At 39.4% G+C, this 16,742-nt stretch carries 13 protein-coding genes and 2 pseudogenes; 12 read left to right on the top strand and 3 right to left on the bottom strand.

Annotated elements, in window-relative coordinates:
- Window positions 1-12 precede the first annotated feature (12 nt).
- The 12 genes and pseudogenes from G519_RS0122265 to G519_RS50390 all read left to right on the top strand — a co-directional run bounded on the left by G519_RS0122265 (window position 13) and on the right by G519_RS50390 (window position 14,219).
- A complete protein-coding gene (locus G519_RS0122265) occupies window positions 13-885 on the top strand; it encodes an AraC family transcriptional regulator (protein ID WP_051253584.1) in 873 nt (290 codons plus the stop codon).
- 118 nt (window positions 886-1,003) lie between these two features.
- Window positions 1,004-2,188 carry a GntR family transcriptional regulator gene (locus tag G519_RS0122260; protein ID WP_029196586.1) on the top strand — a complete coding sequence of 395 codons (1,185 nt, stop codon included), beginning with the start codon at window positions 1,004-1,006 and terminating at the stop codon, window positions 2,186-2,188.
- 419 nt (window positions 2,189-2,607) lie between these two features.
- Window positions 2,608-3,750: a GntR family transcriptional regulator gene (locus G519_RS0122255; RefSeq protein WP_029196585.1), complete on the top strand. Its 1,143-nt coding sequence runs from the start codon at window positions 2,608-2,610 to the stop codon at window positions 3,748-3,750.
- Between the two features lie 20 nt (window positions 3,751-3,770).
- Window positions 3,771-4,589, top strand: a complete 819-nt coding sequence (locus G519_RS0122250; protein WP_029196584.1) for an MBL fold metallo-hydrolase — start codon at window positions 3,771-3,773, stop codon at window positions 4,587-4,589.
- A gap of 66 nt (window positions 4,590-4,655) precedes the next feature.
- Window positions 4,656-5,768, top strand: a complete 1,113-nt coding sequence (locus tag G519_RS0122245; RefSeq protein ID WP_029196583.1) for an extracellular solute-binding protein — start codon at window positions 4,656-4,658, stop codon at window positions 5,766-5,768.
- An 84-nt stretch (window positions 5,769-5,852) separates the two neighbouring features.
- A complete protein-coding gene (locus G519_RS0122240; RefSeq protein ID WP_029196582.1) occupies window positions 5,853-6,863 on the top strand; it encodes an ABC transporter ATP-binding protein in 1,011 nt (336 codons plus the stop codon).
- Window positions 6,864-6,875: 12 nt separating this feature from the next.
- Entirely contained in the window at window positions 6,876-8,585 is a 1,710-nt protein-coding gene (locus tag G519_RS0122235; protein ID WP_029196581.1) for an ABC transporter permease, read from the top strand.
- Between the two features lie 409 nt (window positions 8,586-8,994).
- A pseudogene (locus tag G519_RS0122230) lies at window positions 8,995-9,195 on the top strand (RNA polymerase subunit sigma-70); the annotation flags it as partial.
- Between the two features lie 331 nt (window positions 9,196-9,526).
- Window positions 9,527-11,638: an AAA family ATPase gene (locus G519_RS0122225; RefSeq protein ID WP_051253583.1), complete on the top strand. Its 2,112-nt coding sequence runs from the start codon at window positions 9,527-9,529 to the stop codon at window positions 11,636-11,638.
- A 196-nt stretch (window positions 11,639-11,834) separates the two neighbouring features.
- Window positions 11,835-12,878: a DUF262 domain-containing protein gene (locus G519_RS44010; RefSeq protein WP_051253582.1), complete on the top strand. Its 1,044-nt coding sequence runs from the start codon at window positions 11,835-11,837 to the stop codon at window positions 12,876-12,878.
- On the top strand, window positions 12,875-13,417 hold the full coding sequence (locus G519_RS0122215; RefSeq protein ID WP_029196578.1) for a hypothetical protein: 543 nt from the start codon (window positions 12,875-12,877) through the stop codon (window positions 13,415-13,417). The genes G519_RS44010 and G519_RS0122215 overlap by 4 nt, the downstream gene beginning before the upstream one ends.
- 643 nt (window positions 13,418-14,060) lie before the next feature.
- Window positions 14,061-14,219, top strand: coding sequence for a hypothetical protein (locus G519_RS50390; protein ID WP_154669599.1), 159 nt, complete (start codon window positions 14,061-14,063; stop codon window positions 14,217-14,219).
- Between the two features lie 241 nt (window positions 14,220-14,460).
- Here G519_RS50390 and G519_RS0122205 read toward each other — a convergent pair whose 3' ends face one another.
- The 3 genes and pseudogenes from G519_RS0122205 to G519_RS0122195 all read right to left on the bottom strand — a co-directional run.
- Window positions 14,461-15,429 (bottom strand): tyrosine-type recombinase/integrase, encoded by a 969-nt coding sequence (locus G519_RS0122205; RefSeq protein WP_029196577.1) that lies wholly within the window; start codon window positions 15,427-15,429, stop codon window positions 14,461-14,463.
- A 9-nt stretch (window positions 15,430-15,438) separates the two neighbouring features.
- Window positions 15,439-16,374 (bottom strand): tyrosine-type recombinase/integrase, encoded by a 936-nt coding sequence (locus G519_RS0122200; protein ID WP_029196576.1) that lies wholly within the window; start codon window positions 16,372-16,374, stop codon window positions 15,439-15,441.
- Window positions 16,375-16,555: 181 nt separating this feature from the next.
- Window positions 16,556-16,742 (bottom strand): annotated as a pseudogene (locus G519_RS0122195) (AAA family ATPase); the annotation flags it as partial.

Genomic DNA, 16,742 nt, shown 5'->3' with positions numbered 1-16,742 from the left:
AGGGGGCATCCCATGATAAGAAAAAAGGCTGAGATAACGCCAGCACAGCTCTACTTTGACGAAGAACTGCCATATAACGTGAGCCGAGTCTCTGAATCCTATTCCTTGCAGCTGCACGAGCATGAGTTTACGGAAATTTGCTATGTTGCAGAGGGGAGAGGCTTTCATTATATCGGTGAAGAGACACTTTCAGTGAGTCCAGGAGATCTGTTCATTTTGCCGCTGGGCACTTCGCACGTGTTCCGTCCACGGTCAACCGATCCTGAGTTTCCACTAGTCGTTTATAACTTTATATTCATAGCCGGACGAGTGGCCGAGGCACTGCAGCAATTTCCAGGGCTTGACGGTTTGACGGCGGTATTACCCTTGCTAAACCTTGTTCCAGGTCAGCCGGAATGGAAGCAAATTCGGGATACCACCGGTGTTTTCCATACGTTGTTAGTTCAAGCCTATCAGGAATTCCGTCAGCGGAAGATCGGCTTTGTTCCGCGTATGCACGGTTTGTTTATTGTGCTTGCAACGGAGCTGGAGAGGCATCTCACTGAATTGGAGAACGAGATTCCGATGAAGACCGAGAGAAAACTAGGCGCGGCGATTTCCTTCATTCGCGAGAATTTGTCTGCCTCGATTACAGCTGGACAAGCCTCCATAGCGGCTGGGCTCAGCGAGCGTCATTTCCATCGGTTGTTCGTTAAAGAGATAGGCTTTACTTTCACGCAGTACGTCCAGAACCTGCGTATTGAGCGCAGCTGCGAGCTTCTGAGAACAACTCGTTTACCTGTGTCCGAAATCGCAGAAGCGGTTGGCTATCAGGACAAGGGTTTCTTTGTCAAACTATTCAAGAAGAGGACAGGTCATACGCCCCGTTCATATCGGAATGGGTAATTCCACAGCAGGCTGCCGGTAAGGACACCAAAGTCATGGCCAGTCGAAGGGTATTGACTATGCAGGTTGGTTTGCTATAATTGATATAAGAGAATTTAGCAAATAGGGGCATAGAACAATGAATAATGAAAGACAACCATTATATATGGTGATTCAGGAGCATTTTAAGCGCTTGATTACAACAGGGCAGCTGGCAAAGGATGACAAAATTCCAACAGAAAAAGAATTGATGGAGGAGTTTCACGTTAGCCGAATCACGGTTGCGAATGCCCTCACTCAGCTAGCCAAGGATGGTTGGATTTACAGAATACCTGGAAGAGGAAGCTTCGTCCATGGCAAGTCTATGCCTCAACCTGTTTCACACTATCAAGACAAGCCTGAAGTGAGCGAGCTTGAACCTAATGTGATTTCTGCGGAAAGCTATCAACCGCTGGCTACGAATCGCCGCCGAATGATCGGCTTCTTGATTCCGTCGTTAGAGGATTACTTTGCATTAAGATTGATTCAAGGCATTAATTCGATATTGGATGAGAGTGGTTATTATTTAGCTATTGTACTCACGAAAGATAACAAGGATAGAGAAAAAGAAGCGATTCGGGAGCTCATCCATAAGGGTGCAGAGGGCTTGATTATTTTTCCAATTGATGCGGAAACATATAATGAAGAAATCCTCGCATTGAAGATACGAAATTATCCATTTGTATTGATTGATCGAAATTTACCTGGCGTAGAAACGCATGTGGTGAGCTCAGATAATTTTCTGGGTACCCAATTGGCGGTCTCTCACCTTTGGGATCTGGGTCATCGGGATATCGCCATCGTTACAGATTCTCCGCTTTCTACAACTACAGTTGAAGGGCGGATTGCGGGTTATATGGAAGCTTTAAAGCAGAAAAATGCTTTGATCAATCCAGCATTCATTTTAACCGAATTCAGAATAGATTATAAAAAAGGCGTCGATGATCAGCATCCTTTGTATAGATATGTCCGTAATAAATTGGCTACGGCTTATATTACACTAAATGCTAAGCTGGGTCTTCATATTGCTGCCATCGCACAACGATTAGAGCTTAATGTTCCTGATGAACTTTCTATTCTCACCTTCGATGACCCATACTCGGGGGAAGGCGAAACAAGTGCTTTCACGCATGTTGCTCAATCCGAGATAGAGATAGGCAGACAAGCTGCGGAAATATTGATTGATTTGTTGGATAGCGACGGTGAAAGTGACGGCAAGTATCATAAGATTATCCTGCAACCGAAGTTAGTGGTGGGTAAATCGACAGGACCGTTAATAAAGTGATAGGAATATAAATGACAAAAAGCAACTCTTTGTAGGCCTAAAAGGTCCTTATAAAGAGTTGCTTTTTGTCTTGTATCGAAAAGTGGATATAAAAATACTATATTATTAAAAAACAAATTAAATTGATATATATGATATATTTATATTTCGTTCTGTACCATCTCAATTTCCTTATGTTTTATGATGTGGGAAGCGCACTTTTTTGATCAGAATTTTTGATGCGAGATACTACTTTTTACAAAAGCTTAACGACCTATGTCATTGTATATGTCAGTGACATGGATTAAGCTCAGTATAGATCACTGATCTATGTGTGATTCATAGCACTATGTGAAGCAACATTAATCAAACAAAGGAATGATGAACTAGCCGCCAAAGCTGCAGTCCATGATTTTGATTAAAACGAGGGATAATTAGAAATGAAAAATGCACACGAGTCAAAGAAACCAAGTCTACTTTACCTGCAAATAGCTGATAAAGCCATTGGCATTATCCAGAGCCGCAGGCTTCAACCGCATGATCCCGTCCCTTCGGAAGGAGAACTTGCGAAGTTGTTCGGTGTTAGCCGGATGACGAGTAAGCTGGCGCTGGAACGGTTGGTCGAGCAAGGTCTGGTGTACCGTTTGCCGAGAAGGGGGACCTTCCTTTCCGGACCAAGGGATGGAGAGCCTTACAACGGAGTACTTCCGTTAGAAAGTAAAGCGCTTCCAGTTGAGGAGAAGCAGAGTAAGCAGATAGCTCTCATAGTGCCCCATCTATCTGATTACACTTCAAAAATTATCGCAGCAGCAGAGATCGAAGTGCGAAAACACGATTGCGACCTTATTCTGAAAATCAGCAAGGATAAAGATGATGAGGATCGTTGCCTGCAGAGGCTTGTTGAAGGGGGAATAGGTGGTATCATTTTATTTCCCCAAGGGCGCAAGACATGCAGTGACCAGGTGCTGAGATTGAAATTACAGCAGTTTCCGATTGTTATTATCGATCGAATTTTTCGTGAGGTTCAGATTGATTGCGTGTATCACGATCATTATAAGGGTTCTTACCAGATGACCCAGTATTTGATCGAGAAGGGGCACCGGGAAATCGGATACACCTCGAACTCGATAGATAATATCACTAGCAGGGAGGAGAGGTATCTAGGTTATATCCAGGCATTGCTCGATCATGCTATTCCCGTCAAAAACCAATATATTCATTTTAAAAGCGTGGAATGCAATCCAAGTCGTATTAACGAGAGCGACCCGGAACAGGAACGGTTTATTCAGGAAAATCCGCAGATGACAGCCCTCATGTGCGGGGATGATCATGTGGCCATTTCAACCTTATATACAGCCTTGTGTATGGGGATCCCTGTCCCAGATAAGCTTTCAATTGTTGGGTTCTCCGATATCCATTTATCAGCGTTAACGCCGATTCCTCTTACAACGGTCAGACAGGATACCGGGCAGCTTGCCCAATCGGCATTTAATCTTCTTATGAAACGCATAAATCATTCACATGAGAAAACGATTACCATCAAAATTCAAACGAAGATCGTAGAGAGGAAATCTGTTCTTTAGGATTGACAGAAGGAGTTTATATGAAAATTCATTTTCTAGGAACCGCAGCTGCAGAGGGCTTTCCGAATGCATTTTGCCGCTGTGAGCATTGCCTCAAAGCACGGAAGCTTGGAGGGAAAAACATACGTACACGAACCTCGGCCATCATTGACGATGTCATCAAATTCGACTATTCGCCAGATTCTTATATGCAGGCGCTTCGCGACAACATTGATTTGGGCGCTATCGAGCACCTGCTTGTCACCCATACGCACTCCGATCATTTTAATGCTTATGATTTGGAATGCCGGAGAGCGGGAATTGCTCACGAACTTCAGCATCCGATGCATATCTATGGGAATGATGCCGTGATGTACCATACGCGTGTTGCTATCGGCCGCTTTGAAGGAGAAAGGTTTGCTTTTCATCTGCTGCGCCCATTCGAGACGATAAAGGTAGGTGATGCACTTGTTACACCGCTCCTGGCGGATCATGACCGTATGGAAACATGTTTGTTGTACGTGATCGAAAAAGAAGGCAAAAAGCTGTTGTACGGACATGATTCGGGCTGGTTTCCAGAAGTTACTTGGGCATGGTTAAAGGGGAAAAATCTGGATTGTGCTATACTCGACTGCACGCACGGATACACGGGGAATTCACGGGATCGCAATCATATGTGTATTGAGACGGTGCTGGAGGCTCAGCGTGAATTTCGGAAAGAAAACATCTTGAAAGAGGAAGGGCACATAATCGTCACGCACTTTAGCCATAATTCCAAACTGCTTCACGATGAATTTGACGAAATTTTCAAACCCGCCGGGGTTGTGGTGGCCTATGATGGATTGATTTTTAATATCTAGAAATCCAGATGCTAATAGTCCCACTTTTTATAAAAAATCAACTATATAAAAGGAGAGTCAAAAAAAATGATGAGAAAAATGCTAAGTGTATCTTTAATATCAATCATGTGTTTAGCGGTAACTGCCTGCGGTGGAGGCAATACAAACGGTAATACTGCGGGGACTACCGCACCGACTAGTACACCGGTCGCATCTGCACCTGCATCGAAAGAACCAGTTAAGAATGAAAAGTTGATTGTATATACGAACGCGAATTCAGACGGCAGAGGCGATTGGTTAGTCCAGAAGGCGAAAGACGCTGGATTTGAAATCGAAATTGTCGGGGCAGGCGGAGCAAATTTAACGAATCGCTTGATAGCCGAGAAAAATAATCCGGTTGCGGACGTCATTTACGGATTGAACAATATGCTATATGAAAATTTAAAGAAAGAAAAAGTTCTTGCCAAATATGCCCCTGCATGGGCGGGGGAAATTGAAGCGGGTTTGAACGACACGGAAGGATATTACCACGGTTTGGTCAAGCAAGCCATTCTGATTGGCTATAATCCAAAGTCTTATACAGTGGATACAGCACCGAAGGATTGGTCCGATGTGTATAGCAATCCGCAGTTCAAAGGCAAATATGAGACTCCCACTCAGCTTGATCAAATTACACCGCAGCTAATTGTGGCAAGCATATTGACTAAATACAAAGATGACAAAGGCCAGTATGGAATTTCAAAGCAAGGCTGGGATGAAATCAAGAAGTTGTATGACAACGGTGTCCCAGCTGTTAAAGGTGAAGACTTCTACCAAAATATGGTTAACGGAAAATCCCCGATTGGAGCCGTCGTTTCGGGCACTCTGCAGGCAAAAGAGAAACAATATGGGGTTAAAGCGGGAATTGTAAGTCCAAGTAGTGGAGTACCAATGATTGTAGAACAAGCGGCCATTGCGAATGGGACTAAGAAAATGGAAACGGCAAAAAGGTTTATCGACTGGATCGGTTCGGCGGACGTGCAAGGACAATTTGCCGCACAATTCAATGCCATGCCTGCGAATACGAAAGCTGTTGCAAAAGCAAACAAAGATGTACAAGCTCTTTATGCTTCAATCAAGCCAATAGCTTTTGACTGGGTATTTGTTGCTGGAAATCTTGGGAAATGGGTAGAAAAAATTCAATTGGAAATTATGAAATAAGGTTTGATGATTCAGGCTGCATGTTGGAATATTCCATGCATGCAGCCTGTTATATTTAAAAAATACTTTTTACAGAGGTTAAAAATGATTACATTTAAAGATGTTCAAATTCATTTCGGCGATTTCCATGCTATCAAGAACCTCAATCTTAACATCAGAGAAGGAGAATTTTTTACGTTTCTCGGGCCTTCGGGATGCGGGAAAACGACTATTCTTCGGAGCTTGGTCGGTTTTATAAATCCTGCAAGTGGACAGATCCTGTTGAATGATCGGGATATCACCCAAGTGCCTATTGAAAAGCGTGAAATCAGCATGGTCTTTCAAAGCTATGCTCTGTTTCCCACATTAAATGTATACGAAAACATTGCTTTTGGCATGCGGGTGAAAAAGTTCTCTAAAGCCGAAGTAGATAAGCAGGTTAAAGAGATTGCCAGAAAAGTCGATTTAAGTGAGGAACAGCTTGTCAAAAAAGTGTCCGAGTTATCGGGCGGTCAGCAGCAGCGTGTCGCTATCGCGAGGGCTCTTGTGCTTAAGCCAAGCATACTTGCATTGGATGAGCCTTTGTCCAATTTGGACGCCAAGCTGAGAGTGCAATTGCGTAATGAGTTAAAGGATCTTCAGAAGAAGTTTGGGATCACTACGGTATATGTAACGCATGACCAGGAAGAAGCTTTGACTTTATCGGATCGAATCGCTGTATTTAACAAGGGGATTGTTGAACAAGTCGGTACGCCGCGGGAAATTTACAATGAATCTAAGACGGAATTTGTTTGTAACTTTATAGGCGATATTAATCTGATTCAACCGGCGATTATTCATAACACTCCCTTAAAGGATTTAATTGACCCCACCAAGAAATCTTACATTCGAAACGAAAAAATAAGCCTAACACCAATAGCTCCCAATAATAATGCCGTTCAACTAAAAGGGAAAATTGTGGATCAGGAATTTTATGGCATATACACAAAGTATTCGGTGGAGATTGCAGGCGGCGGGATACTGAAGACCGTTGAAACAGAAAAAGGTCATGACCAATACCAAACGGGAGATGAGATTGACATCTATATGCATGCCGGCGATATTTTGCAGTACTAGGGGGTCACATTGTTGAACGTACAGAAAACTAAAAAAGCACGGTCGTCCGTCCCTTTGTCAACATTGATTTTCTATGCTTTGATAGCATGGTTTGTCATCGCCTTCCTGATTTATCCGAATCTTAATGTGTATTACGAAATCTTTTTCGGTAAGGGAAATTTTTCATTTGAACCCGTTCAAAAACTGTTATCCTCCTCCCGTGCCATGAAAAGCTTGTACAACAGCTTTATTTTAGCGATCTCGCTTATTTTTACGGTAAACTTTGTCGGGATTTTTTTGGTTCTGGTTGTCGAGTACTTTGATATCAAAGGCGCAAAAATATTAAGACTTGGTTATTTTACAACTCTCATCTACAGCGGCGTTGTGTTGGTATCAGGCTACAAATTGATTTACGGTGAAACGGGACTTATGACGAAAGTCTTGGCTTTTGTATTTCCTTCCTTTGATACGACGTGGTTTCACGGCTATTGGGCTGTTCTCTTTGTCATGACTTTCGCCTGTACATCCAACCATGTCCTTTTTCTAAGCAATGCTATGCGTAAAGTGGATTTTCAAACGATCGAAGCAGCGAAAAACATGGGGGCATCGCCCTTTTATATTCTGAGACGCATCGTACTTCCCGTTTTGAAGCCGACTATTTATGCGTTGACGATTCTCCTCTTTCTTACAGGATTAGCTGCAACTTCGGCGCCTCTGATTCTGGGAGGGACGGAATTTCAAACGATTACGCCTATGATTCTTGCCTTTGCCAACAGCACTTATTCCAAAGATTTAGCCGCGTTGCTCGCGCTCGTTCTCGGATTGGCAACCATGGTTTTGCTGTCCATCATGATCCGATTTGAAAGAAAAGGAAATTTCATGTCGGTATCCAAAGTTAAATCCGAGATGGTTAAGCAAAAAATCATTAATCCGCTTGCGAATGTGCTTACCCATGCCGCAGCCTATCTTCTGTTTCTGATCTATGTCATTCCGGTCATTCTCATTATTGCTTTTTCCTTTACAGATGCCCAAAGCATTGCAAAAGCATCGATTTCCTTTAGCAATTTGACATTGAACAATTACATCCATGTGTTTTCAAGTCTTTCCGCTTTTAAACCTTATCTGGTAAGTGTCTGCTATGCAGCGGCAGCGTCAATTACCGTCGTGGCTCTGGCTTTAATGGCTTCCCGGATATTGCATAAATATAAGAACACCTGGACCGATATGCTGGAGTATTCCCTGCTGATCCCGTGGATGCTGCCTTCAACATTAATTGCAATCGGTCTGATTGTCACCTTTGGCACGCCTCGGCTTATTATTGGCAATAACGTGTTGGTCGGATCCGTATGGTTGCTGTTCATTGCCTATGTGATCGTCCACATTCCATTTACCCTTCGTATGGTGAAGGCATCCTTCTTCAGTCTTGATAGCAATCTTGAGGATGCAGCCAAAAATTTGGGCGCCAAATCCTTTTATACCTTCAGAAGGGTACTTCTGCCCATCATTCTTCCCTCCACGCTGGCTGTCCTTGCTTTGAATTTCAACGGGATATTGGCGGATTATGACCTGACGGTATTTCTGTATCACCCTCTGTACCAGCCGTTGGGCATCGTTATCAAAAATAGTACAGACGCAGATGCGGTGGCTGATACAAAAGCGCTGACTCTTGTCTATTCTGTGATTTTGATGATTATGTCAGCCCTTACCTTATATTTTGTATACGGTAGAAGAAGTAAAGGCTAGTGTCAGCATATCTTGTCCAAGCGAAAGGGAATAGAGAGACATCGACTGGACAAAACATTGAAAATGAAAAAAAACTGAACTTTGACCGAAAGTTGGACACTTAGAAAAAAAGTGACCTCTTTCGGTCTTTTTGTGTTAACTGGCGAACGCTAGCAAACGTGGTTACTATCGATGGATAGCAGCGGAAGAAGTTCGATGAGTTAGATCATCGTGGCAGCTTAACATTTCCAAAATTACGGGAAATACGGATAAGCCAATGCAATTTAAATGAGTTAATTTCAGATGACTTATTCATGTAAGTTATTATGTACAGGCACTTCTAGGCTCTCACCCACATACACTAATACTAAGCTTAAAGCGGAGACTTCCGAACAGCTAAGATCCGCTAACATTGAAGGGGGTGGCTGGAATGCCTGGATTGTTTAGCGCAATAGCCGTATTAATTAAGCAGCTAACCTTACTTGTATCCTATGTCAAAAATAATGCGTTTCCACAGCCTCTCACTGAGGAAGAAGAAGAACGACATTTGAGGCTTATGGCAGAAGGTAATGATCATTCCAGAAACAAACTGATTGAGCATAATTTAAGGTTAGTTGCCCATATAGTAAAGGGGTTGTGGACACGAAGCAAGGTAGTTTTATTGGACAAGCATTAGTAGAAGTAACAAGTGCCAGGGGTTAAACAGGGGTATTCGGTAAATGAATAAGTTAAATGATTTGCTTCCTTTTAAGGAAGCTTTTTTGTCTTTTTGAGAATTTAGACCTATAAAGCAACATTTTCTCTCCACAAACGACAAAACAAATGGTACAATTTTACTATTCGCCCAAATAAGGAAAATTGTAAGGGTTGTATCGAACCTCTAAAACAAGAATATACATCTTAATATTTTGAAAAAATGAAGTATTTATGTTTATAAAGTTCATTAATTGGGGGGCATGTTATTGTTTACCTCTTTGAGAGTAGAAAACTACAGAGGATTAAAAGAAGTATTTATTCCTATGTCATCATTTGTTTGTATTATTGGCGAAAACAACGCCGGCAAATCTACGACCTTGCTAGCTATTAGTTTATTTATTACAGGCTCAAAATTAACATCTAACGACTTTTTTAATTCTTCAAAGCCTATACGGGTAGAGGTGGAAATTAAGCTTAATGAACATCAATTAGTATTATTGACCCCTGAAGAGAAAGCAATTATTGAAACGTTAATTCAAAACGGAAGGTTGAAATTAATAAGAAGGTATGACTCCTCAGACACAGTTGGTTCACTTTGTATAAGAGAAAAGGCTCCAATTGATAAGCGATATGATATGAAAAAGCTGGAGGAACAATTAAAAGGAAAATCCGGTTATGCTGTTGAAGAATTGATGCTGAGCATTTTTCCTGAACATGCTAGTGATTGGACGGGGTTAACGACTCAAAAAAGTGCAAAAGAAGTTACTCTGAAATTGATAAGTCATCTTTCGAATGAACAGTTGGTAGAAACAGATAAACCATTAGCTGCAAACGTCGTATCCATTGTAAAAAAGATACTGCCTGAACCGATATTAATCCCTGCTGTTAAGGACATAACCGACGATGTAAAAACGAAAGAGTCGGCAACGTTTGGGAAACTCCTGGCTATATTAATGAATTTAATCGAAGGTGCAGAAGAAGTTAAACAAATTGTTGAATCCTTTAACAAGCTAAAAGGATTATTAAACAAAATTGTATCTGAGGATGGTACTGTCTTAGATAATAGACTTAAGCAAGTTGTTAATATTGAAAGTTCTATAAATACATATTTAAGAGAGAATTTCCCGAAAGCTAAACTCGAGTTTCAAATACCTCCACCACAATTAAGACAAGTCTTTTCCACAGCGCAAATTATGGTTGACGATGGGGTGATTGGAGATATTGAGTCAAAAGGCGACGGCTTAAAACGAGCAGTTATGTTTTCAATTTTGAGAAGTTATGTTGAGTTGAAAAGGCAAGAATCAAATATTCAATTATCGGTTAAAAACGTAAGACAACAATACATTTTTTTGTTCGAAGAACCTGAGCTATTCCTTCATCCGCAATCACAAAAAATACTTTTTGAGGCATTATCCAAGCTTTCTTCTGGTCATCAAATTGTTGCAACTACTCATTCCCCAGCATTTTTTTCACCAACTTCAACTGGGGTATTTGTAAAAATGAGCAAAGATTATATTGCTGGTAGTAAACCAATATCTAAAGCAATATTTATTGATCTACATAATGATATGAGTAAAAAAGATTTCTTTCAGATATTGTGTTATGAAAATAATGCAGCGGCTTTTTTTGCTCAGAAAGTATTGTTAGTTGAAGGTGATTCGGATATATACTTTTTCAAGCATATTTCAAAAGTGTTAAATAATGAATGGGATTTTGACAATAAAGGAATTCCTGTAATCAAATTAAACGGTAAGGGGAATGTTGCTCGCTTTAAGGAGTTTTTTGGTTATTTTGGAATTAAAGTGTATTGCATTCTTGACTTAGATGTATTAATTGGTGGATTTGCTAAGTTGGAAGCCGCGGCAACAACTACTGAAATAAGGGCTTCAATGCTTGAAGTGATTGATAGAATAATAGATCAAGAAAATGTGATAATACCGTTAGGGAAAGAAAAAATTGTGCGTCTTGTTCAGAGTTACACATGGAGAGACAGGTATACTCAATTCATGAGATATGTAACAAAGGTTTCTGCAGGAGAGCTTTTGTCGGATGAAGAGAGAATGGAACTAGAATATCTCTTCCCAGAGGAGAAAAACGAAGGGCGAAAACTTGTTTTACAAAGAGGTTTTGATGCACTACCTTCCAAGTTGGATACCATTATTGCTTTATACGCAGAAAATACTTATGTATTATCGCAAGGCGCTGTAGAGAATTATTATCCAGCCGGAGTACAAGGTGGTGACAAACCCACAAGAGCGATGCAGGTCTGCCAACTCCTAAATACCCGAGATGAGATTAATCAGGTCTGCCCTTCATTAGAGATTAATGGAGAAACAACAACTGAATTTGAACATATTTTCAAACGTATATTCAGTTGATTCTTTTTTTAAAAAGGTTGCCTAATCGACCTCCGGGGACTTGTTAAATTTTGGTTTCTTTATTTTCTATTACAGATTATTAATTTAAGCCAGTGAGGGTTCGCGGATGTATGAACGTTATCGGAATATCTTTTCATTGAAAAATAAATTGAAATTCATATTATGTTAATATAATTTAATTTAGGGAGAGGTCATTATGGATTCAGATTACTCAAACTTAAGTGAGCTCACAAAAATTGTTTCTTATAATATTTCTAATACAGTTAGTGTCTTAAATATGCAAATGAATGAGAAAGAGATAGATTTAAGTCCAGAGTTTCAGCGTCAATTTGTTTGGGATATGAAGCGAGCAAGCCTGTTTATTGACTCTTTATTAATTGGATTACCAGTTCCAAGCATAATATTGGGGAAGTCTAAGGAGAGCGAATACTTTGTAGTAATTGATGGGCAACAAAGGCTAAAAACTATCTATTATTATTTGAAGGGTTTCTTTTTTCAAAATAATAATGAATCTGTTTTCAGATTAAAGAATCTAGAAGGTCGTTCCTGGAATAATTTAACTTTCGAAGAACTTGAGGATGTACATAAGAGAAGACTCAGAAATGCGGTTATTAGTACGACAATAATAGAGGATATTGATACAAGGCCCGATGTTGTACATGATTTATTTCATAGACTTAACACAGGTGGTATGCCATTAACAGATCAGGAAGTAAGAAACTGTTTTTATGCAGGTGAATTTGTTCATCTATTGAATGATTTAAATAATGATAATCAAAAATGGAAAATTTTGATTGGGAAGCCAAATGGAGACAAGAGACTCCGGGATGTTGAAATGTTATTAAGGTACTTTGCTCTACTCTTCAATTCAGAGAACTATACATCTCCAATGAGAAACTTTTTAAGTGATTTCTTAGGAAACCATCAAAATGATAAGGAATTCTTGCGTAAAATAACCGATATATTTAATGAAACGGTCGAAATTATTTATAATGAGATTGGTTTTAATGCATTCAAAAAATATAATCGTATAAATAAATCAATATGTGATTCTTTAATGGTTGCTGTGTCGAAAGTTATTATGAATAAAGGTAATTTTGGGAATATCAGGAATAATTATTTGCGGTTACTAGAGGATGATGGTTATACACTTAATATTATTGAGAGAACATCTACTGATATTAATGTAAGAAGCAGACTATACCTCGCCGAAAAATATATTGCAGGTGAGGAAAAATGATTCAAAATTCGCCTGATTTAATTACTTACAAAACGAATCTAGATAGTTGCATTGCCGCTATTAGAAGGCATAAATTGGATAGCTCCCCGGCTATTAAAGTATTATCCTTGCTGAATGTCACAGTATATGTGTTGGCTACAAGATTTATTGAGGCTTCAGTAAAACATATAATTCACAATTGTTGTATAATGCGTGGGGACTCACAGCAACAATTAGAAGATTTAATTACTAGTTTGAAATCTTTTAACAATCCTGAATACGGGAATATCGTGAGGATGTTCAACGATAAATTAAATTTCAATATTAATGAAGGATTGTCTTCAAGAAAGTTTGAACAGAGTGACATTACCTTCTTAAATGAAGTTGTAAATAATAGGCATCGTAATGTACATGCAAATTCTGATGCCACGACTTGGTATAATTCAAATCAAAAAGATATAGAAGATTTTCTAAGAGAATATCCCAGTATAGTAAAAATTATTGGTTACTTGGATTCTATTGAATTTAATAGAGACACTGGAACTTTTTTGGTTCAGTAAGGAGAGAAGAGCAAAACGATTTTATCTTTTCATATTTATTAGAAAAATGCAAGCATTTCCACTGAAAAAAGGTACAGCCGATAACACTGTATTCACGACGCTGTGCCTCTGATTTTCTAGAGGCTCTCTTTTTAAGCTAACTGCTGTTCTAAACTGTTTAATGAAGCTTTTTCGGCAGAAGATTGATTTTTACAATGTAGCTATTATGGGATGAGGGTTTCGAATTGTGGATAGAAATGGGGAATCGTTCACTTCAATTGCCGAGGTAATTAAGCCTGCTAACATTTTTAAGAGTTAGACGTATTAAATTCCTTCTACTTCCTTTTTTACAGAGGATGCAATAAACAGAACATTAACCTAATTAATTTAGTTCAACAATGCAACAGCTTGAGGTTTAACTGGGTCGCCGAACCAACTTGTAGTAGAAGAAAGTAAAGCAAGAAGTAGCTGCAGCCAGCAACAACAGCGGCGGCGATTTTAATTTCAATTAGATTATAATTACATCAACATAAAACATCTGATTTTATGAACATGCAGCCCCGCGGCTAAATATCGCGGGGCTTTTGTTGTTGAATTGAAAAGAATATGGTAATGGTAGAGGTTGATGTAAGTTCTAATGCCAGTTAGGAGAGAGAAGAGGAATATGTTTACGGCTATCTACGTGCGTGTATCAACGGGAGTCCACGCAAATGAGGGAACGAGTTTATCAGTTCAGACAGAAATGTGCATTAAGAAAGCAAGGGAGCTTAATCGAGATAGTGACCGAATTAAAGTGTATACAGAAGAGGGGGAGAAGGAATGACAAGTCGGCAAATGTTATATAAATTGATGCCTTTGAATTCCCCCTCTTAAATATGACACTAAATTATGACACCGTTTAATGCCTTATTATTGCGTTGTTGTTAGAGCGGTGCCATAACTTTTGAGATTTGATCCTTTTTTTAGCCCAGTGGAGACGCCGCGGATTAAACTAACGGTTAGGTACTTAAAAAGGCACCCACATCAGTGAGTGCTCGGGATAATACTAACATAAGATAAAGAATTCAAAGGGAATGCTCAGTAACTAGCTTCTCATAGAGAACTTGATTATGCTTCACCTTTATTCCATAGTTTCTAACATAATTCGAATGGACATATCCAACTGTCGTATGTTTATCTTTATGCCTCAGTAGCTGTTGGATAATTGCTATATCACTACCGTTCTCAAACAAATGAGTTGCAAAAGTGTGCCTTGTTATGTGAAGGTGGTTTTCTGGAATATTAGCTAATTTCAAGTAATTTCTAAACAAATCTCTGACCGTCGCGTATTGTAAGGGAAGGCTGTTTTTGTTTTGAAATAAATAATCACTATTTGCGAGCCTTAACTGTTTACAGTAAAATTCTAACCCCTTCTCAATCCCATGTTTTAGCACTACGGTTTGGCTTTTTCCTGATTTGGTCTTCCCAAGGTTGATAAATCCATGTGTGAAATCAATCTGAAACATGCGAAGACTCAATATTTCAGAGATTCTGCAACCTGTAGCAAAAATAAGGCAGAACAAAGCCAAATCCCGATAGTAATCTCGAGACTTACTCACTAATGTATGTAAAAATCTCAAAACATCATGGCGTGATAAGGTTTTTATCGGACGTTTTACCGGTTTCAGTTCCTCGAAATTGAAATCCATTTGCCTAGTAGGATTTGGAAACTGATATTCTCTTTCAAGGAACTTAAAGAAGGCACCTAGGGATTTTCTGAGTAATGTAAGTTTGTAATATGAAAATCCCTGCTTACTTCTAAAATAGTGGTCAAGTACCTCTGAGTTGATAGGATTGTGTTTAAGTACTTTACCCGTTATTTGGTTTGAGAGTGTGAAGATTTTCTCAAGATGGACTTCTTCTAATTTGGTTTCTTTAAGCGTAGCTAAGAATTGTGCAAAATCTGATAAATTGTTTTGGTGTGTGGCCTTACTATTTTCAGATACATTACTAGTTAGGATAAACAGTTGAATGTCTTTATATAGATTCTTCATTCGAATATTCTACTCCTCATTAATGCCAAATGCACTGAATAATAGTTTTTCAAAAGCAAACGGATATTTTTCAGTAATATGCTTTTGAAGATCACGTGGGAAAAGTTGGATATAAATGTATGTGGTTTCAGGTGATTTATGGCCGAGAATTTGGCTTAAATAAGCAGTATCCATGCCGGCCAGTAAGCATCGAACAGCAAATGTGTGACGGAAAGAGTGAGCCGTATATGGTTCTGTGAACTGCAGTTTATTACAAATTACAGATACCATACTGTCAATGCTGCGAACTGAAATGGGTATTTCCCTCGTTGTACCGAAATCTCTACTAAATAAGTATCCTGTTAAGTTTCGATTCCACTCATTGACGCCAGTAAGGTTAAGGTAGTCCAGCACTATTTTCTTTACTTCTGGGAATATTGGTATATTTCGATCCTTGTTTCCTTTACCCTTATTAATTTGGATAACACCATTTTCGATATCAAAATCACAAACACGAAGATTGGAAACTTCACTTACTCTGCACCCAGAACCAAGCAAAAAGCTAAAGAGGGCATGATATCGATAGCCATGGGTACGTTGAAGTGCTTCTTTCAGGAAATCAAAGACCTCATTATCCTTAAAATAACGAGGTCTAAGATCAACTGATTGAAACGAAAACCTTTTTTTATATTGCTTATCTGTAAAGTCTGAGTAATAGCAGAAATCCAGAAACTCTCGGATTATTGCTTTATAAGTATTTGTGGTTCGGATTGCTAAGGTTTCAATTTTTTCTGATTTCTCTGTGAGAAGAAAATCTAGAAACAATTCTTGGTTTAATTGATTGATGGTAAGTTCAGAATGGTGTGCCACTAGGAATTTTTTAAATCGTTTTAGAAAGTTAGTGTATGTTACGAACGTGTTATGCGCGATTTGATCCAATTTTAAGAGTTTTTTCAGATGATCCATATATATGTCTAGTACAAATAATACTGAAGGTTCATCTTTTGAACTTTTCCCTTGTGTGCCGCCAGACTGGATGAAAGCAATGAATGTTACTGCTAAACCATACTGTCCGCCAATTGACGGCGTATGCTGTCCTAAACCTGACGGACAAGCTGTCCAGTCGATGGTTTAAAAAAAGGGAGAATCAAGAACATTCTCCCTGGATGACGCGTTTGACCATATGATCGTCGATGATGCGATGCCCATTCTGGGCGCCGTAGATTAAACTGTGTGTACAAACTTTATTGACGAGTCTAGCTGAGCCGCTAGAAAACCGATAAATATCCTCAATCGCTCCATCCGAGAAGATCTCATTCTCAGCCCCAGCATAC

The organism is Paenibacillus alginolyticus DSM 5050 = NBRC 15375, assembly GCF_000422905.1.
Classification (GTDB): domain Bacteria; phylum Bacillota; class Bacilli; order Paenibacillales; family NBRC-103111; genus Paenibacillus_E; species Paenibacillus_E alginolyticus.
Note: the sequence above shows the minus strand (reverse complement) of the source record. Positions and strands in the feature narration are given on the sequence as shown.